A 19,361-nucleotide genomic window follows, 5' to 3' on the forward strand; every position below is an offset into this window, starting at 1 on the left:
CCACCGGGCGGTCGCGACCCGCTACGACAAGCTAGCCGTCCGCTACGAAGCAACAGTCACCATCGCCGCGATCAACGAATGGCTGCCCCGATAAACTTCCCAAACAGGCCCTAGGCCTGCCGGGCCTGCAGACGGATGCGGTTCGTCAGCTCGGTGACCTGGTTGTAGATCGCGCGTCGTTCCGCCATCAGACCGCGGATCTTGCGGTCGGCATGCATGACCGTCGTGTGATCCCGACCCCCGAAGTGCTGGCCGATCTTCGGTAGCGACAGGTCGGTCAGCTCCCGGCACAGGTACATCGCGATCTGACGGGCGGTGACCAGCACGCGGCTACGTGAGGTGCCGCACAGGTCCTCCATCGAGACGCCGAAGTACGCCGCCGTTGCGTTCATGATTGCGGCGGCCGTGATGTCGGGATTGCCGGCATCGGGGATGAGATCACGCAGCACGATCTCGGCGAGCGTGCGGTCGACGTGGGACTTGTTCAGGCTTGCGAAGGCCGCGACCCGGATCAGCGCCCCCTCCAGCTCACGGATGTTGCGCTCGATGTGCGTGGCGATGTATTCGAGGACGTCCGGAGGTACCGGCAGGCGCTCCGTGGCCGCCTTCTTCGACAGGATGGCGATGCGCGTCTCGAGGTCGGGCGGGGTGATGTCGGTCATCAGTCCCCACTCGAAGCGGCTGCGCAGCCGGTCCTCCAGGGCCGAGAGCTGCTTGGGCGAGCGGTCGGAGCTGATCACGATCTGCTTCTCGCCGTCGTGCAGGACGTTGAAGGTGTGGAAGAACTCCTCCTGCGTCCGCTCCTTGTTCTCCAGGAACTGGATGTCGTCGACGAGCAGGACGTCGATGTCACGGTAGCGCCGCTGGAACGCCTGCTGGCGGTCGTCCCGGATCGAGTTGATGAAGTCGTTGGTGAACTCCTCGGAGCTCACGTACTTCACCCGCATGTTCGGGTAGAGCTTGAGTGCGTAGTGGCCGATCGCGTGCAGAAGGTGAGTCTTGCCGAGCCCGGAGTCCCCGTAGATGAAAAGCGGGTTGTAGGCCTTCGCGGGTGCCTCGGCGACGGCCACCGCTGCCGCGTGGGGGAACCGGTTGCTGTCGCCGATGACGAACGTCTCGAAAATGTAGCGGGGGTTTAGCCGGGCCTGGGCCGGTTCGGTCTCGTGCGGCGCCGCATCGCGTCCGAGACCCGCGCTGACCCGTACCGGTGGTGTTCCCTCGGTGGCGTCGGGGAAGGGCAGCTCGCCGTTCACCAGTGCCGTCGGTGCCGGTGCCGGAGTCGGAGCGGCTGATGCCGGGGCCGCCGACGAGCCCGGTCTCGTCCCCGGCACCGGGGTTGCGGCGGTGTCGGTCGATCCCGATCCGGCACCCGCGTTCAACGCCGAACCGGAGGCGGGGCCCGAGCCCTGACCCGGTGCGGTGTCGCCTCTGGCGTCCACCGGCCGTACGATCCGGATCGGTCCGCTCATCGGTTCCGGATCGGGCAGGTGTTCGACGGTGACCGCGACCCTGATCTCCCGCCTATAGGCTGTGGACAACGCTGTGGACAAGAAGGGGCGCAGGCGCGAGTCGAGGAGATCCTTGGTGAACTCGTTCGGCGCGGCCAGCAGAGCCGTGTCCTGGACGAGCCCGAGGGGGCGGGTCAGCCGCAGCCAGGCACGCTGCTGGGCGGACAGCGTGCCGTCGGCGACCCCGGCGACGGCCTGGCTCCACACCGCGGCCAGGTCCGGGTCACCCGAAGGTTCGTCCCCGAACGGCAGACCGGCGACGGAGTCGGCGCGGAGGTTGGACACGGGGGCTCCTCGGGCAGTTCGGTACGGTTTGCGGGTGGTGCTGCTCCCCGCGTGCTGGAGGTGCGTCGCGGCTGATGCGGCTGGTGATGTGGTCCCCGGCCACCGAGCGACCGAGGGGCCTCGTCGCGATGGTTCTCCACATCGTCGTCCACAACCTGTGTATGGACACGACACGGCATGCGGCGTGGCGCAACCGGCTCGTTCCCGGGGATGAACCTGTATCAGTGAGGTCATTTGAATCCGCTCCAGGTCCCCCCCGTTCCGCCCTGGCCCCTCCGCCGACCGCCCTCTCCACAGGCGTTTTCCACAGGTCAGGGTGCACCGAGCCGGTCGTTCTCACCGAGCGCGGGCATACCTGACGCGGTCTGGTGCCCGCCCCGAGTGAGACGTTGCCACCAGGATCGTAAGGTGCGGCCCGAGCCGCCGTGCCGGGGCCGGAACGTACCCGCGGCGGCCGGGCCGCGTCCCTGCCCCATCGTCGGAGGCGCCGAGGGCCCGCTGCGGCAGTGTGGCATTCCACGGCCGCCGGACGGATGCCGGCTAGCCGCGGCCGCGGCCGCGGCCGCGGTGCGCTCGCGTCTTGGCGTTCGGTGTAGTGCCGTTGTGGCAAGGTCGGCCTGGTGGCGACCGGGCGATGGCCGGATGACGGTGGTGCGGCCAGCCGCGGCCGGCGGGCACGGGGTCGGCGGATCGCCGAAGGTCCCCCCTGCCCGGCAGTGATCCCTCGCCGCCGGACCGTCCGAGGCACCGCCCTGTGTAGGCTAGGCCGAACCGCGGTGTTAGACCGCTTCGTTTGTCGTGGGATCTGCTTGCCCGGGCCGTGTGGTGCGGCCCACTCCCCCCTCGGCGGCGAAGATCACCGCCCGCGTCCATCTTGCAGACGGAGTTCTCACGTGAGTAAGCGCACCTTCCAGCCGAACAACCGTCGGCGGGCCCGCACGCACGGGTTCCGACTGCGCATGCGGACTCGCGCGGGCCGCGCGATCCTGTCCGCCTGCCGTCGTAAGGGCCGCAGCGAGCTCTCCGCCTGACGGCGGGTTCCCGCTGGTCCTGCTGGTACCCCTTGCCGGTCATGCTTCCTGAGGGCTCCCGCGTCCGAACCCGGGACGAACATGCCCGGGTGGGGACCACGGGTCGGCGAACCCGATCCGGCCCGCTTGTTGTCCACAATCTGTGGACAACAAGCGGCGATCCGGCACGGGCCGGCTTCGTGGTCGGCCGTCGGGTGGGGAAGGCGGTCGTGCGTAACAGGGTGCGGCGCCGGTTGCGGGAACAGGTACGGGTTCGGCTGGACACGCTCGCGCCGGGGACGATGCTGGTCGTGCGTGCGCTGCCCGATGCGGCGACGGCGAGCTCCGCGGAGCTCGGCCATGCGCTGGACGCCGCGCTCGCCAGGGTGGCCCGGCCGGCGGATGCCAGGCGCCCGGATGGGCGTGGACGATGACCGCCGGGACGGTGCTGGTCGTGCTGCTGGCCACGGCGGCCGTCGTCGACCTCCTGCTGGCCTCCCGGATGGTGTGGCGCCGCCTGCCGCGGGTCGCCCGCAACGCCGACGGCGCGGTACGCGGTCCCCTGGCCTGGACCTTTACCGGGCTCGTGCGGCTCTACCGAGCCGGCTGGTCGGCCCGCAACGCCGGCATGTGCCGGTTCGAGCTGTCCTGTAGCGCCTACGCGCTGGCCGCGGTGCGGCGCCACGGGGGTATGCGTGGCGGTGCCCTCGCCGTCGCCCGGTTGCTGCGCTGCCAACCGTTTGCGGCCGGCGGGTACGACCCCGTGCCGGGAACGGATCCGGCTCCGGGAATCGTTCGGAGACCCAGGGGCGCGATGGCCGACCCCGGCAGGTCTCCCGACGGTCGGAGCGCGGGCGATCCGGTCGTCGCCGTACCGCCCGTCCACAGGCATGGTCCTCCGTCTCCCAGCCGGGGGGCGCGGGCCGAGATCGCCGGTTCCGGTCGCGGACCGTGGGTGTGAGGAGTCAGACTGTTGTTGGATCCCCTATACCACCTCGCGGCGAACGCGATCGTCTTCTTTCACCAGGGATTCGCGCCGATCTTCGGTGCTGCCAGTTTCTTCTCCTGGGCCTTTTCGGTCGTCCTGCTGGTCGTCTGCGTCCGTATTCTGATCTTCCCGCTGTTCGTCAAGCAGGTGAAGTCGCAGCGGACGATGCAGGTGATGCAGCCCCGGATCAAGGAGATCCGGGAGAAGTACGGGCACGACAAACCCCGCATGCAGCAGGAGATGATGGCGCTGCAGCGGGAGCATGGAAACCCGCTTCTCGGCTGCCTCCCGATCTTCCTCCAGATCCCGCTGTTCATCGCGCTGTTCCACGTGTTCACCCACCTGGCGCCGATGAACGAGGGCCCGAACCACTCGCTGGTCTGGCGTCCCCGGGTCGGGCTCTCCGCGGACCAGGTGGAGCAGATCGCCTCGGCCAAGGTGTTCGGCATCTCGTTGGCGAGCAAGTTCACCTCCGATGGCGATTTCTCGCGCTTCCTCGGCGTCGACAGCACGCACGTCAGGATTCTCGCGATCGTCCTGATCGTGCTGATGGGTCTTACGACCTTCCTCACGCAGCGCCAGATCATGGCCCGCACCGGGCCGGCCGACCCGCAGCAGGCGATCATGCAGAAGGCGCTGCTCTACGGCTCCCCGCTGATGCTCGCCTTCTTTGGTTTCCGTTTCCCGATCGCCGTGCTGCTGTACTGGCTCACCACCAACCTGTGGAGCATGGGCCAGCAGTTCTTCATCATGAAGAAGATGCCGCCGATCAAGACCGAGGATGCGAACGGCCGGCTGCCCGGTGCCCGTCCGGCCGCCGACGGCGCCGTCACCCCCGTTCGGCCGGCTCCCGGTGTCCGAGCCGGGGCGAAGTCGAAGAACCGCCCCCGGTCTGCCTCGGTGACCCCGACCAAGGGCGGCGATTCCGGTGCCGCGGCGGCCGGTCGGACGTCCTCGACGGCTCCCCCCGGCACCCGGTCCCGTAACGGCACCTCGACCGCGACCCGTACTGCGGTGACTCCGAAGGCGGCGGTGACCCCGAAGAGCGGTAAGGCGGGGGCGCCGGCCGGTCCCGGTGCCAACGGCGTCTCGGGCGGTGGCGTCTCGGACAACGGCGTCGCCGCTACCACGGCCGCATCCACGGAGCGGAGCGCGGAGGCGAAGACCAGCGCGGCGGGCCGCAGGAACGCCCCGGGCAAGAATGCCGGGCAGAGCGCGGCGAGCGGGCCGACGGCACCCTCCGACGGGGAGAGCACGCCCCGGCCGGCACCCGTACCCGCCGGAGTGCGGCGCCAGGTCGGCGGCTCCCGACCCGCGAAACGGCGCGGCAAGGGCAAGCGGCCCGGTGGGCGGCGTTGATCCGGGAGACGCCGTTCCCGACCAACCGACCAACCGACCAACCGACCGACCGGCAGGCAGGCTGCCGACCCGATTTCGTCATCGAGTGGCGGCATCCCGTAATCTCTGCTCCGCCGCCCCCGTTCCCCTGGAGAGTCGCTGATGACCGGTTCGGCACCTGAACTGGCTGTGGATGGAGCCGGAGTCTCCGACGAGCACGCTCCCTCGGACGAGACTGCCGGCACGGAGGATCGGCGTCTGTCCGATCTCGAGTTGGAAGGCGAGATCGCCGCCGACTACATCGAGGGTCTGCTCGACATCGTCGACATGGACGGTGACCTCGACCTCGACGTCGAGAGCGGCCGCGCCGTCGTCGCCGTGGTAGGCGAGGGGCTGGACAAGCTCATCGGGGCGGGCGGCGAGACGCTGGAGGCGTTGCAGGAACTGACCAGGCTCGCGGTGCTCCAGAAGACGGGCACCCGCAGCCGTCTCATGCTCGACGTCGGCGGCCATCGCGCCCGGCGGCGGGTCGAGCTTCGCAAGATTGCGATCGCCGCGGCGTCGCGCGCCATCACGCGTGGTGAGCCGGAGAAGCTGGCTCCCATGACGCCGTTCGAGCGCAAGGTGGTGCACGACACCGTTGCCGGGATCGACGGCGTGCACAGTGAGTCCGAGGGCGAGGAACCCGGCCGCCGGGTGGTCATCCTTCTCGGCTGACCGGCGCCGACCGATGGCGGGTCGGTGGCGGCCGGCGCGTTCCGCCGTGCTGGCCGCCGCTGTGGGTGTCGGCTTGGCGGCCGTGCTCGGCATTCTGCATGCCTATCTGACCAGACCCTTCTGGTACGACGAGATCTGGCGCGCCCACTTCGTCAGCGAACCGGCGTCCTCGTTCTGGCCGGAGCTGACCGTCGCCAACACCCCCTCGGCGCTGGGTTGGTTCGGCCTGACCCGGGTGGCCGGCGAGGTCCTCGGCTGGCACAGCTGGTCGCTCCGGCTTCCCGGGTATCTCGCCGTGCCCTTGCTCGGTGCCGCGATCGTCCTGCTCACCCGCCGTTTCACCGGCCTGGTCGCGGCGGTGTTCGCCACGTGCTGGCTGTGCCTGAACGTGACCTTCCTGGATCTCGCGACCCAACTCAAGCCGTATTCCGTCGAGGCGCTGGCCGCCGTCTGCATCGTCCTCGCCTGGTCGACCGGATCATCTCCGCGGCCCTCGCTGTCCCCGCGGCCCTCGCTGTCCCCGCGGCCCTCGCTGTCCCCGCAGCCTGAACCTGTCACCGGCGGGTTCTCCCGTGCCCGGCTCCTGCGACGCACCGCGGCGGGCCTGTTGGCCCTGACCGCCGTGCCCGGGATCTTTCTGGTGCTGCCGTTGGCGACCGCGGAGGTATGGCGCGGTCCGGCGCGGCGTTGGCGACTGGTGGAATGCCTGCCCGCGGTCGCCATCAGCGTGGCGCACACCGTGTTCTTCATCGGGCACCAGTCCAGTCAGCGTCGCGGCGACTACTGGGATCGCCAGTTCATCGCCGGTCGTGGGCCGGTCGAGGCCGTACGCTTCATCGTCGATCAGATGCGAGCCTTCATCACCGGTATGCCGCCCGGCATCGACCGGTTCGACCCGAGCCTCATCCATGCGACGGTGCCCGGGGGGCCGGTTGTCTCGGTGCTGCTCGCCGTGGCGGTGTCGATCGCCGGCCTGACCGGCGTCCTCGTGCTGGCACGACGACCGGACGGCAGGCTGCTCCTCACCGCGCTCGGCGGAGCCCAGGTGCTGATGCTGGGAGCGAGCGCCGCGCGGTACTGGCCGTTCGGGCCGACCCGGACCAACCTCTTCGTCGTGCCGCTGATCGTCGTTGTGATCGTGGTGGGCACCCGGCGGCTGGTGGTCCTGTTCGTGGCGGCGGTGCGACCTCGTATCCCCGCCGTCGGGCCTCAGCCGGCCGTACCGACACCGATGGCCGCGACCCCGACCCTCCCTACCGGAAGGACTGTCACCGAGCAGTCACGATTGGATGTTTCCGGTGTCTCGCCGACGTCGAGCGCCGGCGCGAACACGATTTCTCCGACCGCCGTGCTGCCGTTGGCCGGCCTCGCAATGATCATCTTGCTTGGTGTCCCGCTCCTGGGAACCTCGCTGTCGGGAAGCGGGCAGCTCTGGGATCATCGGCACCGGACTCGTGGCCTCGATCGGATGGTCGACGCGGCCATCGCGGCCCGGCAGCTGCACCGCCCGGGAGACCTGGTGGTGGTCGGGGGCCGCCTCGCCCGGCCTGGCTGGCTGTACGCGATGGAGGCGAGTGACGACCCGGCGCGTGAGCCGGCAGCTCTCCCCAGTGCCGGCGCCGGGCGGGTACCGGCCCGGGTGCCACGGCAGGACACGATCTTCTTCGGCGCTGCGGGTACCTCCCTGGTCGGCGAGCTGGCGAACCGCCGGGTCCCGCCGACCCGGCTGCTCGTCTTCGTCTTCGACGCGGAGCGGCCGGCGCTCGCGCCCGACCTGGCCGCGCTGCCCCGGGCGGGGTGGTGCGCCGGCCGTGGCTGGCAGTTCCCCCTCACCGGAACGTTGACCGTCTTCGATCGCTGCGCCGGCGCCGCCCCGCGACTCGATCGGCCGCAGCGGACCGTGGTGTCCGACCGGACGACCTGACATCCGTCCCCCGGGTCGGAACCGTGCCTCCCGTGGGGGTGGCGGCGCGAGCACCTCGAGGTCGGCGGGGATGCTTGTCGGGTGCGCGGTCTTCTGACTTTCTCGTCCTGCCCAGCTTTCTCGTCCTGTCCGGCCGGGTCCACGGATCCGGTCTCCCACCCGCCCGCTGCCGGCGGTCACCTGGCGATGCCCACGGGCCCAACCCGGCTCGGCTCGATGCTGTGGCCGGTCGAGGTGACGCAGGCGGCCCGGCCGGCGCGGGCTGGCCGTATGGCACGGCGGGGGATCCGGCCATGACGGGTCTCCCGGATGCCCCCGAGGTGCCCCCCGTCGTGGTGGAGATTTTCGGCACGCGGACCGGATCCGCGGCGCGCTACGTCGAGCTGCTGGCGACCGACGGGGTCGAGCGCGGGCTGATCGGTCCGCGTGAGACTGACCGGCTCTGGGACCGCCACGTACTCAACTGCGCGGTCCTGGCCGACGCGGTCCCGGCGCAGGCCGATGTCGTGGACGTCGGCAGCGGCGCAGGGCTGCCGGGTATCCCGCTGGCGCTCGCCCGCCCGGATCTGCGGGTGGTGCTGCTCGAGCCGATGGAACGCCGGTGCCGATTCCTGCACGAGGTTGTGGCGACCATAGGTCTGGAGGACCAGATTTCTGTGGTACGTGGCCGCGCACCGGATGCCGGAATCGGCCCGGACGGTCGTAGATTCGGGATAGCCGTAGCCCGCGCAGTCGCTCCCCTGGAGCGGCTGCGCGCAATCCTCTTTCCGATGCTGCGACCAGGTGGTGTCATGCTGGCGATGCGCGGTTCACGGATCCTGGAGGAACTGCAGGACGCGCGCAGCGGTCTCGGAACTCAGGGTTGGCATCCCGTGGATGTCGTGAGGTGCGGGGAGGGGCGGGTGGAGGAACCCGCCCGTGTCCTCCGGGCCGTACGTTCATCCCAGCGCACCCGGGCCGAGAGCAGGGGAGGGCGCGGCGACGGTGAGCGGCACGATGGCAGACAGGTCAGACGGACGTCACGGGATTCACTCCGATCACGGGAGGTCGGTCGTGACCAGCCGACACGTGGACAGTCTCGTTCCACGTGAAACAGCGTCGGCGGGCCAGGGTGGGGCCAGGGGCGGGGGCTTGCGGGGCTATGACCCCGCGCTCTCCGCACTGGACCTGCTCGATCCCTCGACCCCGATCGGAGCGGCGGCGGCAGCAGCAGTGGAAGCACTGGCGGTAGAACGACGACAACCATTCCCTCGCCCCACCCGGCGGCGCATCATCTCGGTCGCCAACCAGAAGGGCGGTGTAGGGAAGACGACGACGACGGTCAACCTGGCGGCGGCGCTGGCATCTCATGGCTCCCGGGTCCTGGTAATCGATCTTGACCCGCAGGGCAATGCCTCGACGGCGCTCGGCGTCAACCATCATTCCGGGGTCCCCTCGATCTACGAGGTCCTGGTGGGGGATCGGCCCCTCGACGAGGTCATCGTGAAGTCCGCCGAGGCGCTGGGGCTGTTCTGCGCGCCCGCAACGATCGATCTTGCCGGCGCGGAGATCGAGCTGGTGTCGCTGGTGGCGCGGGAGAACCGGCTGCGGCGGGCCATCGCGAGCATGCAACGGGACGTCGACTATGTTTTCATCGACTGCCCGCCCTCTCTCGGGCTGCTGACCGTCAACGCCCTCGTGGCCGCCCGTGAGCTGCTCATCCCGATCCAGTGCGAGTACTACGCGCTGGAGGGCCTCGGCATGTTGCTGCGCAACGTGGAACTGGTGCAGGCGCACCTGAACCAGGAGCTGCGCCTGTCGACCATCCTGCTCACCATGTACGACTCCCGGACCAGACTGGCCGACCAGGTCGTCCACGAGGTCAAGGAACACTTCGGGGACCGGGTGCTGTCCACCACCATCCCCCGGAACGTGCGTCTGGCGGAGGCGCCGAGCTATGGGCAGTCCGCGCTGACGTACGATCCGACGTCGCGCGGCTCGCTGTCCTATCTGGCCGCGGCGCGCGAACTCGCGGAACGGGGTCGGGACTCGAATGGAGCGGCATGATGAGTGCTCGGCGCAGTGGTCTGGGGCGAGGGCTGGGGGCACTCATCCCGGTTACTCCTCCTCCCCTCGACGGTCAGGTGGGCACCGCCTCGGCTGACTACAGTGACTACGCCGACTACGGCAGTGGCTACGGCGGCCGGGGGACGGGTCGCGGCTCCGGCGACAGCACCGGGCCGCTGCCCGTACACGGGGCGACCTTCCGCGAGATCCCCGTCGAGTCGGTCAGCCCGAACCCGCGCCAGCCCAGGACTCACTTCGATGAGGACGCCCTCGAAGAGCTGGCGGCGAGCCTCCGCGAGGTCGGGCTGCTCCAGCCGATCGTGGTACGCGAGGTGGCCCCCGAGCGATACGAGCTCGTCATGGGTGAACGCCGGTGGCGTGCATCGAAGATCGCCAAGCTTCCACGGATTCCCGCCATCGTGCGGGAGACCGCGGACGACGCCATGCTGCGCGACGCGCTGCTGGAGAACCTCCACCGCCAGCAGCTCAACCCGCTGGAGGAGGCTGCGGCGTACGAACAGCTGCTCCGCGACTTCGGTGCGACGCACGAGGAACTGGCCAGTCGGCTCGGGCGGTCCCGGTCGCATGTCACCAACATGATCCGGCTGCTCGGGCTCTCGCCCGCGGTACAAAGACGGGTGGCGGCCGGCGTGCTGTCCGCGGGCCATGCCCGCGCGCTGCTCTCGTTGCAGGATCCGGACGCCCAGGACCGGCTCGCCACCCGCATCGTCGCGGAAGGTCTCTCGGTGCGGGCCGTCGAGGAGATCGTGGCACTGGACGACGAGACCCCGCGTAAGCGGGCGTCGCGGGCGCCAGGGGCCGCCTCACCGGCCCTGGCGAGGCTCGCCGACCGCCTCTCGGATCGCTTTGAGACCCGCGTGAAGGTGGACATGGGCCGCAGCAAGGGGAAGATCACGGTCGAGTTCGCCTCGATCGAGGACTTGGAGCGGATCGTCGCCGTGATGTCGCCGTCGGCCTCGGTCGACGGCTTGTTGGACTAGGCGTCCGGCTCGGGTTCGCTCGGGGTTCTCTGGGGTTCTCTGGGGTTCTCGAACCGGGCGCGGATCGCGCGGTCCCGGGCTGTGCCGGGCTCCCCCGGGTGGCTGCGCGTCTGTCCGCCGAGTGCCGGGCCATCGCTGTGCTCAGGCGAGATTGCCGGCCTGGCCGACCTTGCGCAGCACGCCTTCCGGCGTCATCGATCCCAGCAGACGTTCCAGGGCGACCTCGACGTCCTCTCGCCAGCTCACCGCGTTCTTCACCTCGAGCCGCAGTCGCGGCCATCGATGGTGAGGCCGGACCGTCTTGAAACCGACCGCGAGGAGATAGTCGGCGGGCAGGATGCAGCGGGTGTCGGAGTTCTGGAGGTCACCGAACGCTTCCACCGCCTTGAAGCCGCGGCGGATGACGTCCTTGGCGACGGACTGGACGAGGATCCGCCCCAGCCCCTGCCCGGTGAACTCATCGACGATCGACGCTGTCATGAGCAGCACCGCGTCCGGTGAGACCGGGCTGGTGGGAAAGGCCGCCGATCGAGGCACGTAGGCCGGCGGAGCGAACATCACGAATCCGGCGGGGACGTTGTCGACATAGGCGATCTTTCCGCAACTTCCCCATTCCAGGAGGGCCAGGGAAACCCACGCCTCCTTCTCGAGGTCGGTGCCGCCGGCCTCCTCCGCGCGGCTCCGGGCCACCGGATCGAGCTCCCAGAAGACGCAGCGGCGGCAGGGCAGAGGGAGATCGTCAATATTGTCCAGGGTGATGTTCGCGATGCGACGGCTCATCGAAAAAGGCGCTCCATGGGTCGGCCACCGGGCCTCCGGTCGCCGAGGCCAACGTCGACGGACGCGGAGGCTGTTACGGAACCAGCCTAGGCTGCCGAGCATGAATTTTCCCCATCGACGCACCGGCCTCGTTTCACGTGAAACGTCAGCCTTGTCGATGGAATGTCTTGGTGACCGGTCAGGTGCGGCTAGCAAGGCGGGGGACGTGAAGCTGGCCCGTCGGCGCGTCCTGCTCGGGTGGGAGAAAGAGCCGTTGGGCCGCGGCGAGCACCGCCTCGGCGACGGTTGCCCGGAATGTGGTGGAGCCAAGGGCCTTGGTGTCATGTTCGTTTGTCAGATATCCGAGGTCGAGCCGTACGGCCGGCATCCGGGTCCGCCGAAGCAGACTCCAGACTTTCGGATGGGTGCGGCAGTCCAGCATGTCGGTCCGGGAGACGATTTCACGGTGGACGAGCTGGGCGAAGCGCTCACCCACGGCGGACGACCCGCGCGCGTTGCCGTAGTAGTAGGCCGACACCCCCTGGGCGTGCGGGGATGGACTGCTGTCGGCGTGCAGCGAGATCAGGAGATCTGCTTCGAGCTCGTTCGCCCGCGCGGCCCGCTCCTCCTCGCTGGGGGACTCGTCCAGTCCGTGGATGAGGTGCGCCTGCAGGCCCGAGTCGAGTAGCCGCGTGGACATCCGGACGGCGAGGTCGGCCATGAGATCCCGTTCGCACAGATTGCCGCAGACGATGCCCGGATCGTCGCCACCGTGGCCGGGATCGATGGCGACGACGACTCCGAGCAGCGAGGAGCCGTGGGCCAACAGCCGGACAGACTCCCGCAGCACGTCGGGCCGGCCACCAGTGACTGTGCGCTGCAGGCGTTTGAGTTCGCGCAGGGTGTGTGGCCCGCATTGGCCGTCCGGATCGAGACCCCGGTTGCGCTGGAAGTCGCGGACCGCGGACTCGGTGCGTGGCCCGAAGATCCCATCCGTGCGGCCGACGTCGAAACCCATGTTGAACAGGCGCTCCTGGAGCGCCGCCACGTCATCGCCGACAAAAGGGTGCGCGGGACTGTGGTAGAGCAGACGGTCGCCGAGCTTGTGGCGTGCCTCCTCCAAGGCACGCGCCGTGTCTGGACCGAGTATCCCGTCGGCGGACAGCCCCCGGCTCTGCTGAAAGGCGCGCAGCGCGTTGTCGAGGTCTCGGTCGAACCGATCGGCCGGCTCGGCCGGAACGCCGCCGGGAGTACCGTCGACAGCCGGGACCCGCGTGTCCTGGGACGGGTCCGCGGCGGAGGCAGCACCTCTATCCGGGGCACTCTTACCCAGGGCACTCTTACCTGGGTCACCCTTACCCGGGCCGGCCGGATCCCGGCTCTGCCGGGGCGTCACGGGAAGAAAACCAAGATAGGTCAGGGCCGCCTGAACCTCGGCGACGGCGGAACCTTGGTCTCCCAGACGCAGCAGCTTCACCGATGCATACCTTTCAGCTCGCCTGCCCCAACGTGTCCCTGGCGAAACCCGGTGCCCCTGGCGAAACCCGATGGTCGGGGCCACCGCGTCGACGAATGATGCGCCGACGGCCGATTGCTGAATCTCAAGCCTAGGGCATGCCCGTGCGGTCTCGACCGACCGCGAACCGGATCCTCCAGTATTGACCGTGCGTGACCAGGCCGCCGTGATACTCCCACGATGCTCGTGACGGCGGGAGAAAGTTCCCGGGCCGCACGTGGTATCCGGTTGTCGTGGGCGAACCGGCGCGGACCAGTCCGGGAACGACGTCGGCCCGCCGGGATCACACCCGGCGGGCCGACGGTGGAACGACCGCGTGACGAGATCAAATGTAGGCCGAGAGGTCACGCAGCAGGGCGGCCTTCGGCTTCGCGCCGACAATGCTCTTGTCGATCGCGCCCTTGACGAACACAGCCATGGTCGGGATAGACATGATCTGGTAGTTCCGGGCGGTCTCCGGGTTCTCGTCGATGTTCAGCTTGACGACCCGGAGCTTCTCGCCATGCTCCTTGGCGATCTCCTCCAGAACGGGTGCGACCATCTTGCAAGGGCCGCACCACTCGGCCCAGAAGTCCACCAGGACCGGCTTGTCGCTCTCCAGTACCTCGGTCACGAAGGTGCTGTCGGTCACGGGGGTGGTGGAACCTGCCATGTTGTTCTCCCTGATGGATGATCTCTTAGTGGACGGGAAGGCGATCAACGGGCCGGTGGTGGCCCGCGGACGGCGCCCGACCGGCCTTCGGGCAGCCGGGTCGGGCAGGCCTGATCCAGCGCCGCTCGGTCGGCCGCTCGGACAGACGACCGGGTCAGGCAGGTTGCGGCGTCGGGGTCACGACCCGGGGAGCCACGGTGGTCACCTCGCCCGGACCCTCCCCGGCGGCGATGAAGCGCTCCGCGTCGAGAGCGGCGGCGCAGCCCGTGCCAGCCGCGGTGATGGCCTGGCGGTAGGTGTGGTCGACCACGTCGCCACAGGCGAAGACCCCGTCCAGGTTCGTCTTCGTGGTCGGGTGCGCGACCGAGATGTAGCCGGCGTCGTCGAGGTCGAGCTGACCACGGACGAGTTCGGTACGCGGAAGGTGACCGATCGCGACGAACAGCCCGGTGACCGGAAGATCCTTCTCCTCACCGGTGACGGTGTCGCGCAGCCGGACGCCGGTGAGCTTGTCCGTGCCCAGGAGCTTGGTGACCTCTGCGTTCCACCGGAACTGGATCTTCTCGTTGGCGAAGGCCCGCTTCTGCATGATCGCGCTGGCCCGGAGTTTGTCCCGCCGGTGGATCACCGTCACCGAGCGGGCGAAGCGGGTCAGGAAGGTCGCCTCCTCCATCGCCGAGTCGCCCCCGCCAACCACCGCGATGTCCTGATCCCGGAAGAAGAAACCGTCGCAGGTCGCACAGGCGGAGACCCCGTGGCCGAGCAACCGCTCCTCGTGTTCGACGCCGAGCATGCGGTAGGCCGAACCGGTGGCGACGATGACCGTGCGGGCGAGGTAGGTCCTGTCCTCGATCTTGACGACCTTCGGGTTCGCCGCGAGGTCGAGCTCGGTGACGTCGTCGGCCACCAGTTCGGCTCCGAACCGCTCCGCCTGCCGCCGCAGGTTCTCCATCAGTTCCGGACCCTGGATGCCGTCCGGAAACCCAGGAAAGTTCTCCACCTCGGTGGTGTTCATGAGCGATCCGCCGGCCGATACCGCGCCCTCGAACACGAGTGGCCGTAGGTTGGCCCGGGCGGTATAGACAGCGGCCGTGTACCCTGCGGGGCCCGAACCGGCAATGACGACATCGCGTATGTCGTCATTGCCGTCGGGCTGGCTGCTGGGGCCGGTGACATCCTGGCCGTCCTCCTGGGCTGTCACACCCGCTCCTTTCATGCTACGGGATCCCTTTCATGCTACGGGATCCCTGTGAGCCGGGTGGGCCCTCGCCGGTACCTGTCGCCCCGGCTTCATCTGAGTTCCTCGTTCATCGGTCCGTCCATGGAGACGGTGCCCGACAGCGACAACCGTCTCCGCGGGCATCTGATTCCATCCGCGCCCGCCACCGGTGCGTGCGACGGCCGGGCTCCCGGCCCCTCTCGATGCGTCAACCCCCACCTCAGTGCCGCAGGGTGGACACGCTGTACCACGGCGCGGTGGAGACGGTGGTGATGCCGCAGCGGGCGTCGACGACCAGCACCCTGGCCACCGCCGGTTGCATGGGCACGGAGAGCACGATCAACAGCGCCGGCTGGTCGTTGTAGACGACGCGGTCGACGGCGAGGATCGTCCCACCCGTCTGCGCCGCCAGGCTCTGGTAGCACGGGCGCAGGCCAGGGGTGTCCAGCACCGAGCGCAACCGGTCGACGTCCACCGTCGCAGGGGTCGTCGCGCCGCCGGCCGCCGCGGGCGCGGGCGGCGGCACGAGCGGCAGCGCCGCGGACCCCAGGATCCGGCCGGCCAGCAGTTCCCGGCCGTGCCGCACGACGTCCGAGGGAGCGACGCTCGCCTGCGAGACCGCCATCATGATGAGGGGAGCGGAGCTGGCGGAGCCGCGTTCGGCCACCACCGAACCGCCGGCCGGGCCGGAGCTGTCCACGGGGTTGGACGCCGCTACCCTGTGATCGACGTTGGCGCTCCGCAGACCGTGGTACACGAAGATCGCCGCCCCGAAGGTGGTGAAGGCGATGCAGACCGCCATGATGGACACCCAGTCCCGTCGGGGGCGCGCACCCGGCGCACCCGGACGGCTCCGCGGATCCCGGCGCCGGGCCGGTTGATGGTCTGTGAGCCCAGCCCCCGCCCCACCTCGGCCGGGCCGCCGCCTTGGCCTGTTGCCACTCGCCGCCCGCCCACCCGTGCCATCCCCTGGATCGGTGTGGACGGCCTCGGTGTGGACCGCTTCGGTATCCCCCACGAGGGGTTCCGTGCCGGTGGCCCCGGCGGCTCCCGTGGTGCCGGCGAAGCCGGAGCTCGCGGGCCCCGGACCGGTCGGCGCGGCCGGGTTCCGGCCCGGTCCCGGCCGAGAGGGAGCAGGTGCGTGGGCCGCCAGCGCAGCCTGGAGGCGTTCGGCCACCTCGCCGGGCATCGTCAGGGCCGCCAAGCGGGAGAGGTCCGTACGGACCCTGCGGAGGGCGACCATCGACTCCTGGCATGAGACGCAGCCCTCGATATGCTCGCGGACGGAGCGGGGGAGCGGCTCTCCGTCCGCGAAGGCGTCCAGCAGCTCGGCGTCCGGGTGATGCACGTGCGCGCGCAAGCGGCGACCCGCCGGGAAGGGATCGGAGGGAGCCGCCGGTCGGCGTCGGTCACCCGCAGGCTCAGTCGCCATTGCTGATCACCTCCTTCGGCAGATCCGGATGGCGTCGGCCGCGCCCGCGGGGCCGCGGCCGATGGGCCGACCTCCGGTAACGGGCTGCTGCCCCGGTGAGCCCGCCGCATCCTGGTGTCTTCCTTCTGAGACGGCGGGCGAAGCCGCCGGGTTCCCTGACCGGGGGGACCTATCAGGACGGCGAGCTGCGCGCGACCGCGCGAACGCCGGCTTTTCACCGTCCCGACCGGAACTCCCAGCAGCCCCGCCGCCTCGGCGACGGGTCGTCCTGCCACGTCCACCAGCACCACGGCGGTCCGCAACCCGGGCGTCAGCCAGCCCAGCGCCTCCTCGACGTCCAGGTGCAGGTCATGCTCGGCGACGCACCCGCGGGGATTGACCGGATCACGAATCTGGCCTTTCGGGGTAGTCGTCATGGGCACCGTCGGGCGGGCGGTACGGCGGCGCAGCCCAGCTCGGCGTCGGGGCGGCCACCAGGACTTCGGCGGGTGGACCGACTCTCACCGTCCTCTCACCGTCCTCCCGTCAGGACCGGAACGTGATCTCCGCGATCGACCCGCGGTACTGCCCGGCGTTCGACGGCAGTGAGGTCAGCCACAGCACCCAGTACTGCGAGGGGTTCACGTCCGACGACATCGGCAGGACCACCGTGCCGCTGGCGCCCGACTTCTGGGCGACCACGCGGTCGAAGCCGTCGAGCGACTCCGACAGCCTGTCGCCGCTGCGCAGCTCGAACGACACCGGACCCAGGCTGCCGACCGTCACGGTGGCAGAGGTGGGCAGGATCTTTTGCGGAAACGCCATGCGCAGCCCGACACCCGGCTTGAGGTTGCCGAACGTCGCGCTGGTGTAGTTGCTCGTCGTCCACTCCGTCGACGTGTTCCCGTCGAACGCCTTGCCGACATCCGCCGGTTTCTCGGTCTTGGGTTCACCCGAAGGTGCGAGCGGGTCGAAGGAGTCCGTGCTGCTTGGCTTGAGGATGGTTCCGGTGGGGGTCGCCGGCACCGTGGTCGGGGTGCCGGGGTTGGCAGCGTTATTCTTTTCGCCGTTGCCACGCAGGGTGATTACGGCGACCACCGCGATTGCGACGACCACCACCAGAGCGATCCACGGCACGGCCCGTCCCAGCGACGGCCCGCCACGGCGCCTCGGGCCGGAACCAGGCGGGTAGCGGTCGGATCCCGCCGGGTAACCGCCACCTCCGGCTGGATAGCTGCGGTCGTCGTACCCGCTGCGGCCGTAGCCGGTCCCGCCGCCGCGGGACCCGTGGGGGCCTTTCACCCGGGTGTCGTACCGGGCGTCCCGGCCGGGGCCGGGGTAGCCGGCGGTGTCGGCATAGCGGCCCTGCGCCGGGTAATCCCCCGGCGCGAGGTAGTCCGAGGATGCGAAGGCGTCCACGTCCATCGCCTCGGTGCTGGGCGGGGCGTCACCGAGGCTCATCAACCCGGTGTCGAGCACGGCGTCCACCGGGTTGATCGACTCCAGCTCTTCGACCAGGTCGGCCGCCGTGGTGATGGGCGCCCCGACCCGATCGTCGCCGAGGGTGGCCATGGTGATGGCGTCGAGATCACGCGGAACTGACGAGGCGACCTGTCGGGGAGTCCGCAGCCGGCCGCCCGAGGTGGGTGCGGTGGGCAGACCGCGGTCCCCGCCGAGGGGCCAGTAACCGGTGAGCCCGGCATACAGCAGGCCACCGAGCGCCCGGACGTCGGCCGCGGCGATCAGGTCGGGATTCACCGCCGTGGCGTCGGGGCCGCCGCCTGCGCGGTCGGCCGTGCCTGGGCCGGAACCGTCGTCCCCGCCGATCCCACTCTGGTCGGGCTGGTTACCGTGCCCGTCGAGCTCCGTCGCGGGGAGGGAACCGTCGAGTTCCGCGAGCACCCCGCCGATCTCCAGGTCAATGACCTTGACGGTGCCGTGGCTGGAGACGATGACGTCACCGGGGTTCAGGTCACCGTGATGGATGCCGCGCTCGTGTGCCGCGGCGATGACTCGGGCCGCGGCGAGCACCACGGCGCCGGCCTGCTCCGGGCGTAGCGGCCCGTCGGTGGAAAGCTGACGCAGCGTCTTGCCGTCCACCCATTCCGAGACGACGTAGGAGATGCGTCGGGACTCGGCCGTGGTAGTGGTGGCGTCGTAGGTCGAGGCGGCGCCGGGATGCACCAGCCGACCGGAGTTGATCGCTGCGGTGAGAAGCCGGCGGGCCGCCTGCTCCTGCTCCGGATCCGTGGCCGGCCCGCCGCCGCCCGCGGACGCGGGGCCGTGCTCGACGATGCGTACTGCCACCGGTCGGGCGAGCACCTTGTCGTCGCCTCGCCAGAGGGCGACGGGCCCACGGGTCGTCAACGCGGAGAGCAGACGGTAGCGGCGGTCGAGCACGGACTCGGCGAGGATGGCGGTGCCGGAGTGCGGCGTCGCACCCCGGACTCCGGGCGCGTTCGGGTTCACGTCGTTATCGACGTCCCCGGCCTGCGGTCGGTTGCTTCCGTCGACCACAGCGCCTCCGTCGTCCACGGGCCCGGCGTCCACAATCCGCCGTCGGGCTTCCCTACCTCACCCGGGCAGGGGTTCCGCCCAGCGTGCCGCCACCGTAGGCGGACACCCCGGGTACCCTCCGTCGCTCTGACCAGCCGCCTCGATGAACGAAGCGACGAGCGGGAGGCTGCGCCTGGTTTACCGGCGACGTTGGGTGGGGCCCGCGCACAGCGTGTCCAGTGTACGAGGAGGTCAGAAGGATCTCGCGAATGTCTTGGGACAACCCGCCCATGTGTACCGACTGTGACGATCGGCGAGCCGATTCTTTCGGTGACGTGCGAGGATGCCCCGGGAGTAACGACGACAAGGATCTTTCTGGTGCCGGCGGGATCGTCTCGGCTGGCCCCTAGGGCCTGTTTGGGAAGTTTATCGGGGCAGCCATTCGTTGATCGCGGCGATGGTGACTGTTGCTTCGTAGCGGACGGCTAGCT

17 protein-coding genes are annotated in these 19,361 nt (G+C 69.9%); 9 read left to right on the plus strand and 8 right to left on the minus strand.

Annotated features, from left to right (window positions below):
* Nucleotides 1–110 precede the first annotated feature (110 nt).
* A complete protein-coding gene (gene dnaA, locus AC08OQ_RS07445; protein WP_476599526.1) occupies nucleotides 111–1,793 on the minus strand; it encodes a chromosomal replication initiator protein DnaA in 1,683 nt (560 codons plus the stop codon).
* 893 nt (nucleotides 1,794–2,686) lie between these two features.
* Between dnaA and rpmH the strand changes: the two genes are divergently transcribed.
* The 9 genes from rpmH (at nucleotide 2,687) to AC08OQ_RS07490 (ending at nucleotide 10,817) form a co-directional block, all read left to right on the plus strand.
* Nucleotides 2,687–2,824, plus strand: coding sequence for a 50S ribosomal protein L34 (gene rpmH, locus AC08OQ_RS07450; RefSeq protein WP_462187261.1), 138 nt, complete (start codon nucleotides 2,687–2,689; stop codon nucleotides 2,822–2,824).
* A 41-nt stretch (nucleotides 2,825–2,865) separates the two neighbouring features.
* Nucleotides 2,866–3,237 (plus strand): ribonuclease P protein component, encoded by a 372-nt coding sequence (rnpA, locus tag AC08OQ_RS07455; RefSeq protein ID WP_476599523.1) that lies wholly within the window; start codon nucleotides 2,866–2,868, stop codon nucleotides 3,235–3,237.
* Nucleotides 3,234–3,764, plus strand: a complete 531-nt coding sequence (gene yidD, locus AC08OQ_RS07460; protein ID WP_476599521.1) for a membrane protein insertion efficiency factor YidD — start codon at nucleotides 3,234–3,236, stop codon at nucleotides 3,762–3,764. The genes rnpA and yidD overlap by 4 nt, the downstream gene beginning before the upstream one ends.
* Before the next feature lie 12 nt (nucleotides 3,765–3,776).
* On the plus strand, nucleotides 3,777–5,150 hold the full coding sequence (gene yidC, locus AC08OQ_RS07465) for a membrane protein insertase YidC (protein ID WP_476599519.1): 1,374 nt from the start codon (nucleotides 3,777–3,779) through the stop codon (nucleotides 5,148–5,150).
* 141 nt (nucleotides 5,151–5,291) lie between these two features.
* A complete protein-coding gene (locus tag AC08OQ_RS07470; RefSeq protein WP_462187257.1) occupies nucleotides 5,292–5,846 on the plus strand; it encodes a Jag family protein in 555 nt (184 codons plus the stop codon).
* A 13-nt stretch (nucleotides 5,847–5,859) separates the two neighbouring features.
* On the plus strand, nucleotides 5,860–7,770 hold the full coding sequence (locus AC08OQ_RS07475) for a hypothetical protein (RefSeq protein WP_476599517.1): 1,911 nt from the start codon (nucleotides 5,860–5,862) through the stop codon (nucleotides 7,768–7,770).
* A 293-nt stretch (nucleotides 7,771–8,063) separates the two neighbouring features.
* Complete coding sequence (gene rsmG, locus AC08OQ_RS07480) at nucleotides 8,064–8,861, plus strand: 16S rRNA (guanine(527)-N(7))-methyltransferase RsmG (protein ID WP_476599515.1); 798 nt, start codon at nucleotides 8,064–8,066, stop codon at nucleotides 8,859–8,861.
* 40 nt (nucleotides 8,862–8,901) lie between these two features.
* Nucleotides 8,902–9,816: a ParA family protein gene (locus tag AC08OQ_RS07485; protein WP_476599513.1), complete on the plus strand. Its 915-nt coding sequence runs from the start codon at nucleotides 8,902–8,904 to the stop codon at nucleotides 9,814–9,816.
* Nucleotides 9,816–10,817, plus strand: a complete 1,002-nt coding sequence (locus AC08OQ_RS07490) for a ParB/RepB/Spo0J family partition protein (protein WP_476599528.1) — start codon at nucleotides 9,816–9,818, stop codon at nucleotides 10,815–10,817. The genes AC08OQ_RS07485 and AC08OQ_RS07490 overlap by 1 nt, the downstream gene beginning before the upstream one ends.
* A 141-nt stretch (nucleotides 10,818–10,958) precedes the next feature.
* Here the strand turns inward: AC08OQ_RS07490 and AC08OQ_RS07495 are convergent, their stop codons facing one another.
* The 7 genes from AC08OQ_RS07495 to AC08OQ_RS07525 form a co-directional block, all read right to left on the minus strand.
* On the minus strand, nucleotides 10,959–11,597 hold the full coding sequence (locus tag AC08OQ_RS07495; protein WP_462203431.1) for a GNAT family N-acetyltransferase: 639 nt from the start codon (nucleotides 11,595–11,597) through the stop codon (nucleotides 10,959–10,961).
* A 178-nt stretch (nucleotides 11,598–11,775) separates the two neighbouring features.
* Complete coding sequence (locus tag AC08OQ_RS07500; RefSeq protein ID WP_476599512.1) at nucleotides 11,776–13,053, minus strand: N-acetylmuramoyl-L-alanine amidase; 1,278 nt, start codon at nucleotides 13,051–13,053, stop codon at nucleotides 11,776–11,778.
* Between the two features lie 364 nt (nucleotides 13,054–13,417).
* A complete protein-coding gene (gene trxA / locus AC08OQ_RS07505; protein WP_462187251.1) occupies nucleotides 13,418–13,744 on the minus strand; it encodes a thioredoxin in 327 nt (108 codons plus the stop codon).
* A gap of 154 nt (nucleotides 13,745–13,898) precedes the next feature.
* The gene (gene trxB, locus AC08OQ_RS07510) at nucleotides 13,899–14,945 is read right to left on the minus strand and encodes a thioredoxin-disulfide reductase (protein WP_476599510.1); all 1,047 of its coding nucleotides are present in this window, start codon (nucleotides 14,943–14,945) and stop codon (nucleotides 13,899–13,901) included.
* A gap of 238 nt (nucleotides 14,946–15,183) precedes the next feature.
* The gene (locus AC08OQ_RS07515; protein ID WP_476599508.1) at nucleotides 15,184–16,206 is read right to left on the minus strand and encodes a hypothetical protein; all 1,023 of its coding nucleotides are present in this window, start codon (nucleotides 16,204–16,206) and stop codon (nucleotides 15,184–15,186) included.
* On the minus strand, nucleotides 16,155–16,811 hold the full coding sequence (locus AC08OQ_RS07520; RefSeq protein WP_462187248.1) for a sigma factor-like helix-turn-helix DNA-binding protein: 657 nt from the start codon (nucleotides 16,809–16,811) through the stop codon (nucleotides 16,155–16,157). Before AC08OQ_RS07520 ends, AC08OQ_RS07515 begins: the two co-directional genes overlap by 52 nt.
* A gap of 109 nt (nucleotides 16,812–16,920) precedes the next feature.
* On the minus strand, nucleotides 16,921–18,891 hold the full coding sequence (locus AC08OQ_RS07525) for a protein kinase family protein (RefSeq protein WP_476599506.1): 1,971 nt from the start codon (nucleotides 18,889–18,891) through the stop codon (nucleotides 16,921–16,923).
* Nucleotides 18,892–19,361: the final 470 nt, after the last annotated feature.

The sequence above is a fragment of the Frankia sp. CcCS3 genome (assembly GCF_977927575.1).